Annotated in this window: 12 protein-coding genes and 1 pseudogene; 6 read left to right on the top strand and 7 right to left on the bottom strand. The window is 65.7% G+C overall.

The genetic code is table 11. The features are described from left to right. Window positions 1–189: pseudogene (locus AUL35_RS22385) on the bottom strand (histidine kinase); the annotation flags it as partial. Window positions 190–355: 166 nt separating this feature from the next. Between AUL35_RS22385 and AUL35_RS21815 the strand changes: the two are divergent. Further along, window positions 356–523 (top strand): DUF2934 domain-containing protein, encoded by a 168-nt coding sequence (locus AUL35_RS21815; protein ID WP_082666502.1) that lies wholly within the window; start codon window positions 356–358, stop codon window positions 521–523. Window positions 524–790: 267 nt separating this feature from the next. Here the strand turns inward: AUL35_RS21815 and AUL35_RS20545 are convergent, their stop codons facing one another. Both AUL35_RS20545 and AUL35_RS20540 read right to left on the bottom strand, forming a co-directional pair. After that, the gene (locus AUL35_RS20545) at window positions 791–1,555 is read right to left on the bottom strand and encodes an enoyl-CoA hydratase/isomerase family protein (protein ID WP_062018352.1); all 765 of its coding nucleotides are present in this window, start codon (window positions 1,553–1,555) and stop codon (window positions 791–793) included. A gap of 99 nt (window positions 1,556–1,654) precedes the next feature. Continuing rightward, entirely contained in the window at window positions 1,655–2,551 is an 897-nt protein-coding gene (locus AUL35_RS20540) for a LysR family transcriptional regulator (RefSeq protein ID WP_062018350.1), read from the bottom strand. Between the two features lie 98 nt (window positions 2,552–2,649). On the opposite strand from AUL35_RS20540, the gene AUL35_RS20535 reads away from it, so the two are divergent. Genes AUL35_RS20535 through AUL35_RS20520 form a run of 4 tightly spaced genes read left to right on the top strand, consistent with a single transcriptional unit; the run spans window position 2,650 to window position 5,452 of the window. Continuing rightward, window positions 2,650–3,270: a glutathione S-transferase family protein gene (locus AUL35_RS20535; protein WP_062018348.1), complete on the top strand. Its 621-nt coding sequence runs from the start codon at window positions 2,650–2,652 to the stop codon at window positions 3,268–3,270. A gap of 26 nt (window positions 3,271–3,296) precedes the next feature. Beyond that, window positions 3,297–3,971 carry a peroxiredoxin-like family protein gene (locus AUL35_RS20530; protein ID WP_062018346.1) on the top strand — a complete coding sequence of 225 codons (675 nt, stop codon included), beginning with the start codon at window positions 3,297–3,299 and terminating at the stop codon, window positions 3,969–3,971. Between the two features lie 51 nt (window positions 3,972–4,022). Beyond that, window positions 4,023–4,739 carry an SDR family oxidoreductase gene (locus AUL35_RS20525; RefSeq protein ID WP_062018344.1) on the top strand — a complete coding sequence of 239 codons (717 nt, stop codon included), beginning with the start codon at window positions 4,023–4,025 and terminating at the stop codon, window positions 4,737–4,739. A gap of 26 nt (window positions 4,740–4,765) precedes the next feature. Further along, window positions 4,766–5,452: an SDR family NAD(P)-dependent oxidoreductase gene (locus AUL35_RS20520; protein WP_062018343.1), complete on the top strand. Its 687-nt coding sequence runs from the start codon at window positions 4,766–4,768 to the stop codon at window positions 5,450–5,452. Window positions 5,453–6,251: 799 nt separating this feature from the next. Here the strand turns inward: AUL35_RS20520 and AUL35_RS20515 are convergent. Both AUL35_RS20515 and AUL35_RS20510 read right to left on the bottom strand, forming a co-directional pair. Continuing rightward, window positions 6,252–9,623 carry a GAF domain-containing protein gene (locus AUL35_RS20515; RefSeq protein ID WP_082666501.1) on the bottom strand — a complete coding sequence of 1,124 codons (3,372 nt, stop codon included), beginning with the start codon at window positions 9,621–9,623 and terminating at the stop codon, window positions 6,252–6,254. A gap of 15 nt (window positions 9,624–9,638) precedes the next feature. Beyond that, window positions 9,639–10,016 carry a response regulator gene (locus AUL35_RS20510; RefSeq protein WP_062018339.1) on the bottom strand — a complete coding sequence of 126 codons (378 nt, stop codon included), beginning with the start codon at window positions 10,014–10,016 and terminating at the stop codon, window positions 9,639–9,641. Between the two features lie 426 nt (window positions 10,017–10,442). Between AUL35_RS20510 and AUL35_RS20505 the strand changes: the two genes are divergently transcribed. Continuing rightward, window positions 10,443–12,428: a PAS domain-containing sensor histidine kinase gene (locus tag AUL35_RS20505; RefSeq protein ID WP_062018337.1), complete on the top strand. Its 1,986-nt coding sequence runs from the start codon at window positions 10,443–10,445 to the stop codon at window positions 12,426–12,428. A gap of 182 nt (window positions 12,429–12,610) precedes the next feature. Here the strand turns inward: AUL35_RS20505 and AUL35_RS20500 are convergent, their stop codons facing one another. Continuing rightward, window positions 12,611–14,092: a diguanylate cyclase domain-containing protein gene (locus tag AUL35_RS20500; protein WP_062018335.1), complete on the bottom strand. Its 1,482-nt coding sequence runs from the start codon at window positions 14,090–14,092 to the stop codon at window positions 12,611–12,613. Window positions 14,093–14,370: 278 nt separating this feature from the next. Then, window positions 14,371–15,954 carry a FecR family protein gene (locus AUL35_RS23115; RefSeq protein ID WP_082666500.1) on the bottom strand — a complete coding sequence of 528 codons (1,584 nt, stop codon included), beginning with the start codon at window positions 15,952–15,954 and terminating at the stop codon, window positions 14,371–14,373. Window positions 15,955–16,191: the final 237 nt, after the last annotated feature.

Below are 16,191 nucleotides of genomic sequence, written 5' to 3'. Positions count from 1 at the left end.
CGGACCCCAGGCGAGGCACATGGCGTGGCCAGAGCCAATCATGATGTCCACGGTCGTGCGCAGGCTCTGCGGCCAGCGGGAGCGGGGACCGAGAGGCGTTGCGGCCCAGTCGAAGGTCGTGATGAGGTCTGCCATGCGCATGGATGCGGTCAGGCTGGAGACCGCTCCGGGCTCTGCATGCAACGTCATCTGCTCGCCTGTGCTGATCGCCGAACTCCTGTTGGCGCTCCACCTTCTAAAAGTTCCTCTCCCCAACGGGAAGAGCACGTAGCCGCCCGATCGGAGCCGATCTACCTAAGCTTGCGGCGTGCCTGCATCGGGGTCGCCTTTTGAACAGCGTGAACGGGGACGCGGAATGGTGGTTGAGGATCGGGACGCCGAGGTGCGGCAGCGAGCCTATGAGCTTTGGGAGAAGGCAGGCCGTCCGTGGGGCCGCGAGCACGAGTTCTGGGCGATCGCATCGTTGGAGATCGAGGGTGAGAAACAGGAACAGGAAGCCGTCGAGCGGTCAGTCGCTCGGTAGGTGCCGTGCTTGAACGGGCGTGTCGAGACGTCTGCTCCGACACCCGTGGGGTCCGATAGCGGACTGACCGGTTTCCATCCTGTCGAGCCAATCGGCACCATGGAAGCGGACATTCGAGAGCGGTCCATCCGCTAACGACCCAACCCGGCCTTTCATCCCAAGTCTCGCGTCGGCCGAAAGCAGACATCGGTCAGGTAGACAAGCTCAAGCGTCGCCCGGACCGTCGATGGACCCAATGTTCAGCCGGCCTTAAGCCGAGGTCGCCAATCACGCCGTCATCGTACGGACGACGTCGGCCGCGCTGATACCTTCGAGCGCGAGCCCGTAGCCGGTTCCCTCGTCGATCAGCCGGCGGAGCGGCTGGGTGAGGGCCATGCGGGTATAGCGGCTGGTGAGCGGCGGAAGCGCGGCGATGGTGTCGGCGATCTCGTGGGCGCGGGCGAGCAGGCGGTCGCCCTCCACGATCTCGTTGACCACGCCGTAGTCCTTCGCCGTTGCGGCGTCGAGAATCTGGCGTGTCAGGAGGAAGTAGCGGCCGCGCACCGAGCCAATCGCATGCGGCCAGAGAAGGTGCACGCCGTCGCCCGGCACGATGCCGAACTCGAAGTGCGGCTTGTCCTGAAACACGGTCCCCGGCATCGCAAGGACGATGTCGGCCAGCAGCGCGTACTCGCTGTGCAGCAGAACCGGCCCGTTCAGCGCCGCGATCATCGGCACCTCGATGTCGAGAATGTTCGACAGGACCTTGCGCCCCTCGCGCAGGATCTTATCGAAGCCGCGTGGGGTGAAGAAGTCGAAGCCGTCGGGCTCGATCGTGTCCATGAAGGCGTCGCCCGTTCCGGTCAGGATGACGACGCGGTTGTCGCGGTCCTCACCGATCTGGTGGAAGAGATCGACGAACTGCTCGTGCGTATGCCCGTTGAAGACGAGCTTGCCGCCCTCCGTGTGAAGAGCGACCTCAATGACGCCGTTCTCCTTGCGGTCGAGGCGGGCGTTCGGGAAGGCGTGGCGGTAGGTGTCGAAGCGGGCCATCGGGCGGATCCTTGAGCTGCGGTCCGTCCGGGGTGAACGGCTCAGCCATCAGGTACAGGGCCGCCGGCCGCTACGGATGGCATCCCGTCTCGATAAGGCTTATGCCCTGCCGGAATAGCCGTCCGCCAAAGCCTCTTCGACGAAGGCGGCGAATTCGCGGGCCTTCGCGCTGGTCAGGCGCCCCGCTGGAAACACCGCCCACAGGTCCACCGGCGGCAGGCTCCAATCCGCCAAGACACGTCGCACCGTTCCGTCGGTAAGCTCCGGTCCGAACATCCAGTCCGAGACGGCGGACAGGCCCATGCCGGCGAGAACCGCCGCGCGCAGCCCTTCGGCCGCACTCACCTTCACCCGCCCTCGCATCGCGACCGACGCCTGCTGGCCGTCCCGCGTGAAGGACCAGACATCGGGTTGCTGGCTGTAGAGCACCGCTTCGTGCGCGGCGAGATCGGCAGGCCCCTTCGGCTCGCCGGCCCGGTCGAGATAGGGCGGGGTCGCGAGCACCGACCGGCGGCTGGTCGCCAGCTTGCGCGCCGTGGCGGCGGAGTCGGGCAGCGCGCCCATGCGCAGCGACACGTCGATCCCCTCGACGACCAGGTCGATGACGCGGTCGTCAAGGATGACGTCGATCTCGAGATCGGGATGCCGATCGAGGAAGCGCGGCAGGAGCGGCACGACGTGGAGCCGCGCGAAGGTCGTGGCGGCCGAGACGCGCAAGGTGCCCGTCAGCCCTGCCCCCACGCCGCGAGCGGCAAGTTCCGCCTCGTCCGCCTCGAGAAGCGCGGCCTTGGCGCGCTCGTAGTAGCGCTGGCCGGCTTCCGTCGGTGTCAGGCCGTGCGTCGAGCGGATCAGGAGGCTCACCTGGAGCCGGGCTTCGAGCTGCGCGATGGTCTTCGACACGGCCGGCTGGCCGACATGGAGCTGCCGCGCGGCCGCCGAGAACGATCCCGTCTCCACGACACGCACGAGCGTCGCCATCGCCTGATACCGATCCATCGCCATTCCTCTGCGGAATAGGGCTTATCGCTGAATGCCGGCTGCCGTGTCGAGCCTGGAACGGGCATCTCTTCCTCGCCGCAGAAGAGGAACCCGCCATGCTGATCGTCTACGCTTACTCCACCCCGAACAGCGTCAAGGTTCCGATCGCCTTGGAGGAGCTCGGCCTCGACTACGAGCTTCGCGCCGTCAACGTGCGCAAGGGCGAGCAGAAGGCGCCGGACTTCCTCGCCCTCAACCCCAACGCCAAGGTGCCCGTCCTCGTCGACGGCTCGTTCGTGCTCACCGAGTCCGCCGCGATCCTCGTCCATCTCGCGGAGACGACCGGTCGCCTCCTGCCCACTGGCGGCGCGGAGCGGGCGCGCGTCTTCGAGCAGCTCTTCTTCCATGCCTCGGCCCTCAGCCCCGCCTTCGGGCAGGCCGGCTTCTTCCAGCGCGTCGCCGCCGAGCCGCAGCCGATCGCGATCGAGCGCTTCTCCGCCGAGGCGAAGCGTACCCTGTCGGTTCTCGACGGAGTCCTGGCCGGGCATCGCTTCGCGGCCGGCCCTGACTTCACGATCGCCGACATCGCCCATTTCGGCTGGCTCTGGCGCCGCGAGTTCGCCGGCGTCGATCACGACGCCGCGCCGAACGTCGCCCGCTGGTACGCCGAAGTCGAGGCCCGACCGGCCGTCCAGCGCGCCATCGCCCGCACCGCCGCGCTCGCGACTGCCGCCTGAACCCTATACAACCAAGGAGACACACCATGACCCTTCAAGCCAAGCTCGACGCCTTCAAGGCTGACTTCGAAGCGGGCAAGCCGCCCTACAACGTCCCGCCCACGGTGATCGAGACGATGCACCGCGCGACCGCGGAACTGATCGCAAGCGGCGCCGCCGACCGGGCGCTGAGGGCCGGCGATATGGCGCCGTCCTTCCAGCTCGCCGACGCATCTGGGCAGATCCATGCCTCCGCCGACCTCTTGGCGAAAGGCCCGCTTGTTATCAGTTTCTATCGCGGGGTCTGGTGCCCCTACTGCAATATGGAGCTTCAGGCTCTCCAAGATGCTCTGCCCTCGTTCGACGCGCTAGGCGCGAGCCTGGTGGCCGTCTCGCCCCAGACGGCGGCCAACAGCCGGAAGTCGGTGACGAAGAACGCGCTCGGCTTTCCCATCCTCGTCGATCCTCACAACGACGTCGCCGCAGCGTTCGGCCTGCGCTTTGCGCTGCCCGACTATCTCGTTGATCTCTACAAGGCGCTGAAGAACGACCTGCCCGCCTTCAACGGCGACCCGAGCTGGACGCTGCCGATGCCGGCCCGCTTCGTGATCGGTCAGGACGAGACGATCCTCTACGCCGAGGTGAACCCGGACTACACCCGGCGTCCCGAGGCGGCGGACATGCTGCCCGCCATCCGTCGCGCGGCTCTCCTGTCGGCCTGATCGCGCATCCCGGCCGTTGTCGCGGCCGGGCTTCCATCCCCGGAGATTGCCATGTCTCGAACCTTTCTCGTGACCGGTGCCAGCAAGGGCATCGGCCTCGCGCTCGCGCAGCGTCTGACCCGTGACGGGCACCGCGTCGTCGGACTGGCGCGCGGGCCCTCGCCGGACTTTCCCGGCGAGCTCGCCCGCGTCGATCTCGGCGACGGCGAGGCGACCGGGCGCTTCCTCGCCGATCTTGCCGAGCGCATTCCCATCGACGGGGTCGTCAACAATGTCGGCCTCGTGCGCCCGCAGCGCCTCGGCTCGATCGAACTGCCGGCGCTCGACGAGGTGCTGCGCCTGAACCTCCACCCCGCGGTCCGGACGGCGCAGGCGCTGCTTCCGGGCATGAAGACGCGAAGCTGGGGGCGGATCGTCAACGTCTCCAGTCTGACGGTCCTGGGAGCGGTCGAACGAACGGCCTATGCTGCGGCGAAGGCCGCCCTCGTCAGCTTCGCCCGGACTTGGGCGCTCGAACTCGCGATGACCGGCATCACGGTCAACACCGTGGCGCCCGGCCCGACCGAGACCGAGCTTTTCCGGGCGAACAACCCACCAGGCAGCGAGGGCGAGCGACGGTATCTCTCAGGCGTTCCGATGGCACGGTTCGGCAGCCCGGACGAGATCGCCGCCATGATCGCCTTCCTCCTGTCCGAGGACGCCGGCTTCATCACCGGACAGACCATCCACGTCGACGGCGGCGCCTCGATCGGCAAGTCCGCCTTTTAAGCAGAAATTCGAAACAGGAGGATCACATGACCCACCAATCTGTGCTCGTTGTCGGGGCGTCCCGAGGGCTGGGGTTTGCCCTGGCCGAAGAATGGCTCCGACGCGGTTGGCAGGTCGTCGCCACCGAGCGCAGCCGGTCGGACAAGCTGGCCACGCTTGGCGACCGGTATCCCGGCCGTCTCACGGTCGAAACCACCGACATCAACGATGCAGCCAGCATCCGCGCACTCGACGAACGTCTGACGGATCGCCGGCTCGACGTCCTGTTCATCAACGCCGGCATCGCCCGCGCCATCGAGGAGAGCCCGGCGACCGCAAGCGAGGGCGACTTCCTGGACATGATGCTGACCAACGCCTTCTCGCCGGTGCGGGCTGCGGAGATGTTGCGTGGCCGCGTCCCCGCAGGCGGTACGATCGCGATCATGACGTCCGAGCTCGGCAGCATCGCGAATGCGTCGGGCGGCTGGCAGCTCTATTCCTCCAGCAAGGCCGCGCTCAACATGCTGATGAAGGGCTACGCTGCGAAGAACTCCGACGACGGCCACACGCTGCTGCTCGTTGCGCCCGGCTGGGTTCGGACCGAGATGGGCGGCGGCGACGCCACCCTGTCGGTCGAGGAGAGCATCCCGCTCGTCGTCGACATGATCGAGGCCAACCGCGGCCGGCCCGGTCTGCGCTACGTCGATCGCTTCGACGAGACGTTGCCCTGGTAGGCGGCAAGAGAGGCGGACGGTCCGAACCGTCCATCCGCTTTCAACCGATAGTGTTGAAAAAGTCCACGTACGTGACTTGCCGCATCCGCGGCTGAAATGGATTGCTTGGACCGCCGGCGCTGACTGCCGAATGGCGTAAATCTATTCCAATGACGCGCGATCGGCGGAAACCCGTTCTAACAGCATCGACCCCCATCGCCGTCACTGAGTGCTCACCCGACTTTTTCAACACTATCGACCCAACTCTGCCCTACCGTATCTACTCCACCATACCCAAAAGCGGACATAGCTTCGCTTCAGCTCACGATCCTGCCCGCCGCTGTTTTTGATCAGTTTCTCGCCGTACCATTGGCTGTGCGCTTCGCTGCATCGCCCGGACCGTCATCTGTATCCGTCACGACATCGAGCCGTCGCAGTAATTCGGCGAGCTGGTCAGGCATCGCCGTGTCGACACGGTGAATCGTGCAGTGACGCATGACCTCGCGAACCTTGGATTGGATGGCGGGAGCCGGAACGGCTCGAACGGGTTGGCGCATATCGAACTCCTACGCCGCCCCAGTACCAGACCGCGCTTCTGTTGTGTGGTATCGATGTCTCGAAGCGCAAGCTGAGTGTGGTCCGCTCATACCCCATGTGGGCGCGGATGGCCGGAGAAGGGTGGGACGATGCCGTGCATCGATCGACCCGCCGCCCCGACAGCTTGCGTCACATCTGTCAAGCCACGATGTGGGGGGCGAGGCAATCCAATGTAAGGGGCCGTGGTCCTGATGCCTTTTGGCGTCGGTACCAACGCGCGCTTTCATGCCGTGTCGTCGGCCTGCAATTCTCCGAGCGGAGCCGTGAGCCTGCACCGCAAGCCGCCCGCTGCGTACTCGATCTGCGATGTGCCTGTTGCCGATCCAGACAGACCCATCTCAATCAGCCGGGTTCCAAAGCTTCTCCGCGTCGGGGCCACGACCGGCGGCCCGCCGACCTCACACCATTCTATCGAGAGTTGCGGTTCGCCCGACGGCTCGTCGTTGTTGAGGTCCCAGCGGATATCAACATGGCCATCATCGACCGACAGGGCACCGTACTTGCCGGCGTTGGTCGCCAACTCGTGGATCACCAGCGACAAGGAAAGCGCTGCCTTCTCCCCGATCAGAACGTCCGGTCCTGCAAGGCGGATGCGTTCGCCCGCATCGTGCAGTGACGTTGCCGCCGACACGATGGCCCGAACCATGCCGGCGTCGCGCTGCCCTGCCAGAATGATATCGTGCGCTCGCGACAGAGCCTGGATGCGGTCTGCCAGTGTTTTGCGGGCCGTGGCGACGTCGGGCGAGACGCGCAGAGTCTGCCCGACGATGGACGACATGACGGCGATCGTGTTCTTCATGCGGTGCGACAGCTCGCGGTTCAGAACCATCTGACGCGCTTCGGCTTGGTGCCTCGCGACAGAGAGCTGCGTGCGACCAGCGGCATCACGCAGGAATGCCGTGTCCTCATCGGTCCAGTCCCGCAACCCGGCGAAGTGGACGATGGCGATACCCACCATGCGACCACGCTCCATGATCGGAAGGTTGACGAGTGAACGAATGCCGAGCGCCTCCAACGCCTCCGCGCCACGACCCTTCGTTCGCGGATCGGTTCGCACGTCGCGTACGACGACGGTCGCGCCTCGCGTCAGGTCCTCGACGTAGGAGCCGAAGGTGCGGAAGCTGTGCTTGCCTTCAATGCTCGCCACATCCGGTGCGCACCAGTCCACGTCGATCGTGACGGTCTCACGGTCCGGGTCGACGACGCCGAAGCACACCCGTGACGCCTCGAAGATTTCGCCGATGATCTCGGACGAGGCACGCGTTGAAGCGGCGATGTCGACCGCATCGCGTAGGTGATCGCCCAGTTGCAGGAGGGCGCTGCGGCGCAGTTCCGAGCGCACGCGATCCGTGACCTCCATGAAGATCACCGTGAAGCGATCGGCGCCGGCCGGCTGAGCGACGCCGTCGTACCAGCGGTCCAGCGTGCCGACGCGGCGCGTGAAGCGGATCGCCAGACCCGTCTCGACAACGCCGGCGAACTCGTTGATCCATTCGTCCTCAACGTCAGGGATGGCCTCGCGTACGGTGCGGCCGATCACGCTCGCCGGGTCGATGCCGATCAGGTCTCCCCAGGCCCGGTTGACCTCCTCGTAACGCCAGTCCACGACACGGCCGATTTCGTCGCGAATGACCCGGCCCAGAAGGAACCCTTCCTGAAGGTTCTCGAATAGGCCCCGCCACTTCGCTTCGCTGTCCAGAAGCGCCTGCTCGGCGGCCTTGCGGGCGGTGATGTCGCGGACGAGTCCCGTGAAGCGCGCCGGCTTGCCGCCCTCGTCCAGTTCCACCTCGGCCTTGCGTAAGATCCAGCGGACCTCGCCTGTATCGGCGCGCCGAATGCGGTATTCGACATCGACGGACGCTTCGCCCGACCGGCGACTTGCCGCATGGGAGACAAGATGTTGGTCCTCCGGCAGGATCAGCGCCTCGAAGTCTCGAGGATCGCGTGTGGCCTGGTGCTCCATGCCGAAGATGCGCGAGAACTCCGGCGTGCCCTCCAAGCGGTTTGCCACGATATCCACGGTGAACGGCCCGACACCGCCAACTGCCTGGGCATGGAGAAGCTGCCGCTCCAGTTCGCGCAACCGCAGGCCGTCGAGGTGCTGGTCGGTGCGGTCGCGCACGATCTTGATGAAGCCAAGATGCTCGCCGTCGTCGCCCATCAGCGGCATCATGTTGCCGCTGGCGTAGAAGCGTGAGCCGTCCTTGCGGAGGTGCCACCGCTCGTCCACCGCCGAGCCCTCTCGCAGAGACGTCGACATCTCGAAGCCGACACGGTCGATGGCGCGGTCCTCCGGCGTGAAGAAGCGCTCGGCGTCCTGCCCGCAGATTTCGTCCGCCGACCAGCCGAAGATCCGCTCGGCGCCCGTGTTCCACTCGGTGATCACACCTGCCTTGTCCGTGACAACGACACCGAACTCGGTAACACTCTCGAATGTCTGGCGGTAGCGCGTCTCAGCTTGCTTGAGGGCGCGCCGCGTGCGCACTTCGGCGACGTCGCCGAAGGCGGACGCCACCAGCCCGGCCAGCATCTGCGTCATGACCACATCACGGGGCGCGAAGGCGTCGGGTCGCCCCGACTGGACCTTGAGCGCGCCGATCGGCTCGCCGCGGCGCGTGACCGGGACGACGATCATGGAGCGGATCCCCAGGCCGACGGCTCGGGAATGGTCCATGGTCGGGTCGATCAGGGTGTCAGGGCAGTAGAGCGGTCGTTCCGTGCGCACCGCTTCCCCGGACAGGGTCTCCCCCATCGGCAAGCGCACGCCCTTGTACTGCGCAGACGTTCCCGACACCGTGTCGTAGACGAGATCGCCGCCGTCGCGCAGTTCCACCACCGTCCCGTCGGCGGCATCAACAACCCGCAACGCCCCGTCGGTGATGGCCTGGAACACGACCGAGAGGTCGGCCGCCGCACTCGCAACCGCCTGCTGGGTCGCGATCAGGGCCTCCAGGCGCGCCGCTTCGGCCAGCGCCACCTGCCGGTCCGCTTCGCGCCTCTCCACCGCTCGCCGAAGGTCGAGTTGCGCCATGACCTGATTGGCCAGAGCCCGCAGGGCCGTACGCTGGGGTTCCGTCAGGCCCCCCGGACGCGGAGCCTTGTCGATGACGCAGAGCGTCCCGAGCGTCTGGCCCTCGGCGGTCCGCAGCGGTGCGCCGGCATAGAAGCGGATGAACGGCTCGCCCGTCACCAACGGATTTGCCGCGGTGCGCGGATCACGCGTCAGGTCCGCGATCTCAAGGATGTCGGCTTGCCCGAGCGCGTGCCGGCAGACCGAGGAGTCGAGGTCGGTCTGGGTCGGCTCGAATCCCTGCCGTGCCTTGAACCACTGGCGGTCGCGGTCGACCAGGCTGACGAGGGCGACGGGCGTGTTGCAGAGCTGCGTGGCTAGGGTCACGACGTCGTCGAAGCCCGCTTCGGGAGGCGTATCCAGAATTCGGTATTCTTGCAGCGTCCGAAGACGCGCTTCATCCAAAGGGAACGCCTGTTCCGTCACCGATCGTCCCTTTGCCTGACCAATCCTATGGTGGCCCTTGAAGTTTCTCAAGGCTGCCCAACCCCTAACCAATTGAGCGGTGCTCGAACAGGGCCGCAACAGGTCAGATGGGTTTCAGCGTGTCGCGGGTATCGTTAGATGAGCGATGGCCTTGAGGATCTGCTTTTCAGCAAAGGGTTTGCCGATGAAGCCAAGCGGCCCCCACTCAAGGGCGAGTGCCCGGGTCTCGTCGTCCACGTGACCGCTGACGAACAAAGAGGTCAGATCATACGTCTCGCGCAGGCGCTTGGCGGTCTCAATGCCGCTCGACCCTCCGGCCAAGTCGACGTCCATGACAGCCAGGTCGAGTTTGGGATGGGCATGCGCGTGGCTCAGGGCTTCCCGCATGCTGCGCGCCATGGCGACGACATCATGCCCGGCGTCCTCTAAGATGCCTTGCAGCTCGAGGGCGATCAAAGCCTCGTCCTCGACGATCAGAATGCGAAGCGGCATGAGGCTGGAATTCCCGCGACGAAGGCTCGGCGCCTCCTCCTGCGGAGAATGGGAACGCGTCACGCTAGGGAAAGACCGCGGGGTTGCCGGAAGTTCCTGGATGCATGGGAAAGGTCCGCGCTTGAGCACAACCCGTCCAATATCGGACTAATCGGTTTCCGGCTTGGGTCGCCGATTGGCGCCTTGAAAGCGGTCCATCCGCTATCGACCCTTCCTAGACCTTGTGAGCAATGCCCCGTCTTCCCCGAAGCGGACATCGGTTTCATGTAGCTTCAGTCCGCACTGCGTTTCCGACGCATGCGCTCAGTGCCGGTCGACAGACATTGGCCACCTCAGTAGGAGTTGAAGCAGGCGGAAGCGTACGGGGTGGAACCGGAAGTGACAGCGTTTGATCAATCCGCCCCGCTCGACGAGTTTCCAACTTCGATGACCCAGGTCGAGGGCTATCGCGCCCTGTTTGACACCATCGACGACGGGGTGTTCGTGATCGAGTTCCTGGACGGGCCGGAGGGACCGCTCAGTGACTACCGCCATGTCGAGGGCAACCGTGCCTTCCGCCGCCATTCCGGCCTGTCGGATGCCATCGGGCGGACGGCTCGCGAGGTGGTGCCGGACGAAGCCGAGCGGTGGATCGCGATCTACCGGAAGGTTCTTGAGACGGGTGAACCTGTGCGCTTCACGCGTCTACTCGAGGCCACGAACCATCATCTGGAAGTCGCCGCCGCTCGCATGGAGCCGGCGAGCCTTCGGCGGATAGTCGTCTCGTTCAAGGACGTAACAGCTCGCGTTCGCGCTGAAGAGGCGCTGCAACGGAGCGAAGCGAAGCTGCGGGAACTCAATGCCTCGCTAGAGCGGCGTGTTGAGGAACGGACAGCAGAGTTGCGTCTCTACCGTGACATCATTCAGGCCAATGCGTCGCCGGTCTGCGCCTTTGATACCGATTACCGTCTGATTGCGTTCAACCAAGCGCACAGCGACGAGTTCTTTCGCATCTTCGGTCGGCGCGTGGCCCTCGGCGACGTGTTCCCCGATCTGTTTCCGTCCGAGCAGGGCGCGGTCATGCGCTCGCTGATGGCGCGGGCCTTGTCGGGCGAGGTCTATACGGTGTTCGAGGAATTCGGCGACCCTGATCTGGCCAAGCCCGTCTGGGAGGTGTCGTACACACCGCTCAGGGACGATGCCGGAAGGATTGTCGGCGCCTTTCACCAAGCGAAGGACGTTTCGGACCGGATGCGGGCGGAAGCTGCGCTTGGCGTCTCGCAGGCAGCGCTCCGGCAAAGCCAGAAGATGGAAGCGGTCGGCCAGCTCACCAGTGGGCTGGCGCACGACTTCAACAACCTACTGGCGGGCATCCTGGGCTCGCTGGAGATGATCCAGACGCGACTCCAGCAAGGTCGCATGTCCGAGATCGGCCGATACACGCTTGTCGCTCAAGACGCGGCCAGTCGTGCCGCCGCATTGACCCATCGGCTGCTCGCCTTCTCGCGTCGTCAGACGCTTTCCCCCAAGCCGACCGATGTCAATCGGCTCGTGGATGACATGGTGGAGTTGATCCGCCGCACGGTCGGGCCTGCCATCCAGATCCACTGCACCACGCAAGTTGACCTCCTATCGACCCTAGTTGACCCCAACCAGCTCGAGAACGCGCTTCTGAACCTGTGCATCAACGCCCGGGACGCGATGCCCGACGGTGGGCGCATCACGATCCGGACCGCTCTTCTCAGCCCGGAGAACGAGGACGCAGCCAATCTCGACCTGGCCGCCGGCTCATACGTTGTGTTGTCCGTATCGGACACCGGCAACGGCATGTCGCCGGACGTCATCGAGAAGGCCTTCGACCCGTTCTTCACGACAAAGCCGATCGGCGTCGGCACGGGCCTCGGCCTGTCGATGATCTACGGCTTCGCCCGGCAATCCGGAGGTCAGGTACGCATCGCCTCACCGCCAGGCGAAGGGGCAACGGTGCAAATCTACCTGCCCGCTCATGACACCCCCGAGGTCCGGGATGTGCACGAGACGCCGCCCACGATGATAGAAGCCGACGGCAACAAGACGGTGCTGGTCGTCGACGACGAGCCGATCGTTCGCATGCTGATCGTCGATGCCGTGGAGGACCTTGGCTACACGCCGATCGAGGCGATCGACGGGCCCGAAGCCATGGCGGTCCTGCGCTCGGATACTCCGATCGATTTTCTGATCACCGACGTCGGGCTGCCGAACGGCATGAACGGTCGGCAGGTGGCGGACGCGGCGCGCGAACTGCGTCCCGGTCTCCAGGTCCTCTTCGTCACGGGCTATGCGGAAACTTCCGTCCTCAGCCATGGCCAGCTCGGGCCCGGTATGCAGATCCTGACCAAACCCTTCACCCTCACGACGTTGATGGAGCGCATTCAGGGAATGCTGGCGGATTGAAGGGATGGGACGCCTCTGCCACGTCCGTGCGAACCCTCGCAACCGGCAGCTATTGCCGTGACGCTGCTTGACTGCGGACGGTCCGATATCCCCAAGCGAGCTGATCGGCGCCGGGGAAACGGACTCCAGGAAGCGGTCCATCCGCTTACGACCCTTCCGAGCCGTACAGCGACGTCATCGAGTTACCTGAAAGCTGACGCTCCGAAGCCTCCCCCAACGTCCTTGGCGATGGACATGTCGGCCTGATAAGTCTGCGCCGTTCCCTTGGCGGATCGCTTTGCTGCGTAGAGCGCGGCATCGGCATGACGCAGAAGCGTTTCGCGGTCGCTGTTCGCATCGCCCGACCACGCGATGCCAACCGTTCCCGAGACCCGGGCGATCTGTCCCTGGCCTGCTGTGACGATCTGAAGGTCGCGCAGAAGCTTCTGCACCATCGGATCGAGTGCGGTGGAGTTCACGTCCCCTGGAACGATGACCGCGAACTCGTCCCCACCCAAGCGCCCCGAGACGCAGCCGTCGACGCAGGGCTGACGAAGCCGGTCCGCAACACGGCGCAGCACCTCGTCGCCCGCAGCATGGCCCAGCGCGTCGTTGACCGCTTTGAAGCCATCGAGATCGATTAGCAGAACCGCAAACTCTGTTTTCGACGCACGCGCCTCTCGCAGTCGCCTGTCGAGGACACGATGGAACTCGGCGCGGTTGGGAAGCTGCGTCAGGTCGTCGATCGTTGCCTGGTGGCGCAGGCGCTTCTCCAGACCGTATCGCTCGGTGACGTCCTGGATCAGACCCACCAGGGCGACGGGACTGCCCTTGGCCAGTTCGATCTCGCACGAGACGCGCACGCGCCGCCGGTTCTGCCTGGCGGTCAGGAAGTCGGCGTCCATCTCGAACGGCTCGCCTGTATCAAGCGTTCGCATGACGGCGTCCAGGAACGCCGTGCGGTCGGGTTCGGGGAAGAAGTTCATGATCTCAGCGTTCGGCACGCCGCCGTTGATCGGCAACTCGTGGATCGCGAACACACCGTCCGACCAAGACGTCGTGTTGATGGCGATGTCGTAGCGCCACGAGCCCATATCGGCCATGCGCTCGGCATGCTTGAGCTGCCGACGCTCGCGCTCCAGTCGCTCCATTGCGACACGGCGCTGCTCGGCCATCTCCGCCGTCCGTAGCGCGACCGCCCGGGCCTCGACCAAAGCTTCGGCCACGCAGGCCAGATCGTTCAGGATCTTCAGATCCTGGGTCGACGGTTCGCGCGGTTTGTCGTCGAGCACGCAGAGCGTGCCGATCGTAACCTTATTCCCGTCGACCTGCTGAACGCGCACCGGGACACCGGCATAGTAGCGGATGTTGGGAGCACCTGTGACGAACGGGCTACCGGCAAACCGTGGGTCGGAATGCGCATCGGGAACGCAGAGCGGGGCCTCGGTCTCGAACACCACCGGGCAGAAGGCCCCGGCGCGCTGCGTCTCGGGCGCCAACGGACCGCAGCGCGCCTTGAACCACTGGCGCTCCGGATCGATCAGCGTGACCGACGACATGCTCGTGCCGAGCATGCGCTGTGCCAGCCGGGCGAGCGCATCGAACTCGCGTTCGGGCGGCGTGTCGAGGAGCGCGATCTCGGCCAGCGCCTTCTGACGCAACGATTCTCGCTGGCTGTCCGACATTCCGGGCCTCGGGCTGCGACGGGATCAGGGGCGTGGCCACCCCTGCCGCCTCCATACCCGTGCAAGGCTTAAGGTCCGGTGATCTTGGCCCGGACCGTCAGGCATCCGCGTAGGTTATCCGACGGGTGCCAAGGGGCGGATGATCCGCCCCTCGTCGTCCGTAGGAGACCCAACCTGAACCTACAGACCTCGGGTCCTGCCATCCTTGCCGCGGCCGCTGTTGCCCTGACCGTCGCTACCCGAGCCGATCGGACCGGCTGTTCGTGCTACTGCCTCACCTACTTGGTGCCAAGACTCAGTCCTCCACCGGACCCGGAGTTGGAGCCGTTGCCGCGCCCTGGTCCGATACCGCCCAGAATGTCGCGTCCAAAGCCGACGATATCGCGCCCGATGCCAGGCAATCCCGGACGATCCTTGTCCTTGTCCTTGTCCTTGTCCTTGTCCTTGTCCTTGTCCTTGTCCTTGTCCGGGCCATGATCTGGACCGTCTCCCGCTGGCCCCTTGCCGTCCGGACCGCGACCGTTTCCATCGGGGCCCGGTCCTCCTGGATTTGGCCCTGGGCCATCATCTTTGGGTCCTTTACCGTCCGGACCACGACCGGGACCGTCTCCTGCGGGACCCCTCCCCTCCGGACCTGGCGCGTGCCCATCGGGGCCCGGACCTCGTCCCGGTCCCTCTCCGGCGGGACCCTTACCGTCTGGCCCTTGGCCGTCCGGGCCCTTGCCGTCCGGGCCGCGACCATCTGCGCCGGGACCCGCATCTGGGTCGGTCGAGCCACGACCCGGCCCGTCACCGGCTGGTCCCTTGCCGCTCGGACCGGCGGTTGATCGGCCGGGATCCTGCGAGCCCTGGCCACTCTGGTCGCGTCCGGCGGTGGTCGATGCCGGACCGCTTCCCGTCGTGCCCGTGCCTGTGGTCTTCCCGTCGCTCGACGCGCTCGGCGTTCCCGTCTCAGCCGTGTCGCGCGTCGAGCGGCTGCCGGAACTGGCCGCCGAAGCGTCCGTGTTGACACCGGCATTGGCCTCCCTGGCGGAACGGTCGCCGCCGTCGCCGTTCAATCCGCCGCCGTAGCCGCCAAATCCCGATGAAGAGGTTGACGAAGATCGGCCGACCGTCGACGAAGCCGCGCTTCCCGCAAAGCCGAACGAGCGCGTCGCGGTGTCGGCGCTCAAGGCGCTCGCGGCGCTTGCCGTGTCGACGCTCGTCCTGGCCTGCTCGGCGGCCTGCGTGGCTCGGAAGCTTCCCAAGGTCTGACCAAGGGGCGCGACGCTGGGAGCGGAAGGCTTGCCGGGCGAGACGGCCGGCGCCTGCGGCCCAGCCGTCTGCAGGCCAGCGGACTTGGTGGACACGCTGGCGCGCTGCCCGGCCCCCACGCCGGCCGTCTCACCGCTTCGCAGATCCTGAACCTGGACGAGACCTCGGTTCACCGAGATGCGCGTATCCGATTTCGCCACGTTGACCGTGAAAGCCGTCCCCTTGACGACCGCGACCATGAACGGCGTCTGCACCGTGAAGTGTGGGCCGCCTCGCTTCTCGATATCAAACTCAATCGAGCCGACCTGCTGCTGCACCTCGGTCTTGGAACTGAAGAGGGACTTCGGCTTGACCGCGGCGACGCTTCCCGGCCCCAGGGTCATCACGTTGTTCTCGGCCGACAGGCGGACGCGGCCGTTCTTGGCGGTGGCGATCGTCAGACCCTCGTCGACCGACATGCCGACCTTGAGTTCGGTTCGCTGGTCGGACGCGTTGATCGACCAAGCCATCCCGCTGACGCGTTCCACGAGCCAATCGCGCGCCCATCCGACATCGGCCTGGAGCATGCCAACAAGGAGAATAGTGAGCGCGGTGAGACGAGCGTACATAAAGAGCCTCGCGGTAATTGAGCGAGGTTAGAGACGAAGTGGGTAACGGCGATCTAACGGGGACAATCGGACGAGCGACAAGGCTAACGAACTGCCACTGGCGTTCCTACGGACCTCAGGATTCCAACCGCGCCTGCATCGGAACGCGTGATACCGATCCGAGATGCCAACACGCGTGTTTCGGTTTGCGACCTACAAGCTGGAAAACGTGCCCGAGTAGGTTCTGACTTTCTGTAC

Source organism: Aureimonas sp. AU4, assembly GCF_001463765.1.
In the GTDB taxonomy this organism is placed as follows: domain Bacteria; phylum Pseudomonadota; class Alphaproteobacteria; order Rhizobiales; family Rhizobiaceae; genus Aureimonas.
This window is presented reverse-complemented; position numbering and strand designations above follow the sequence as displayed.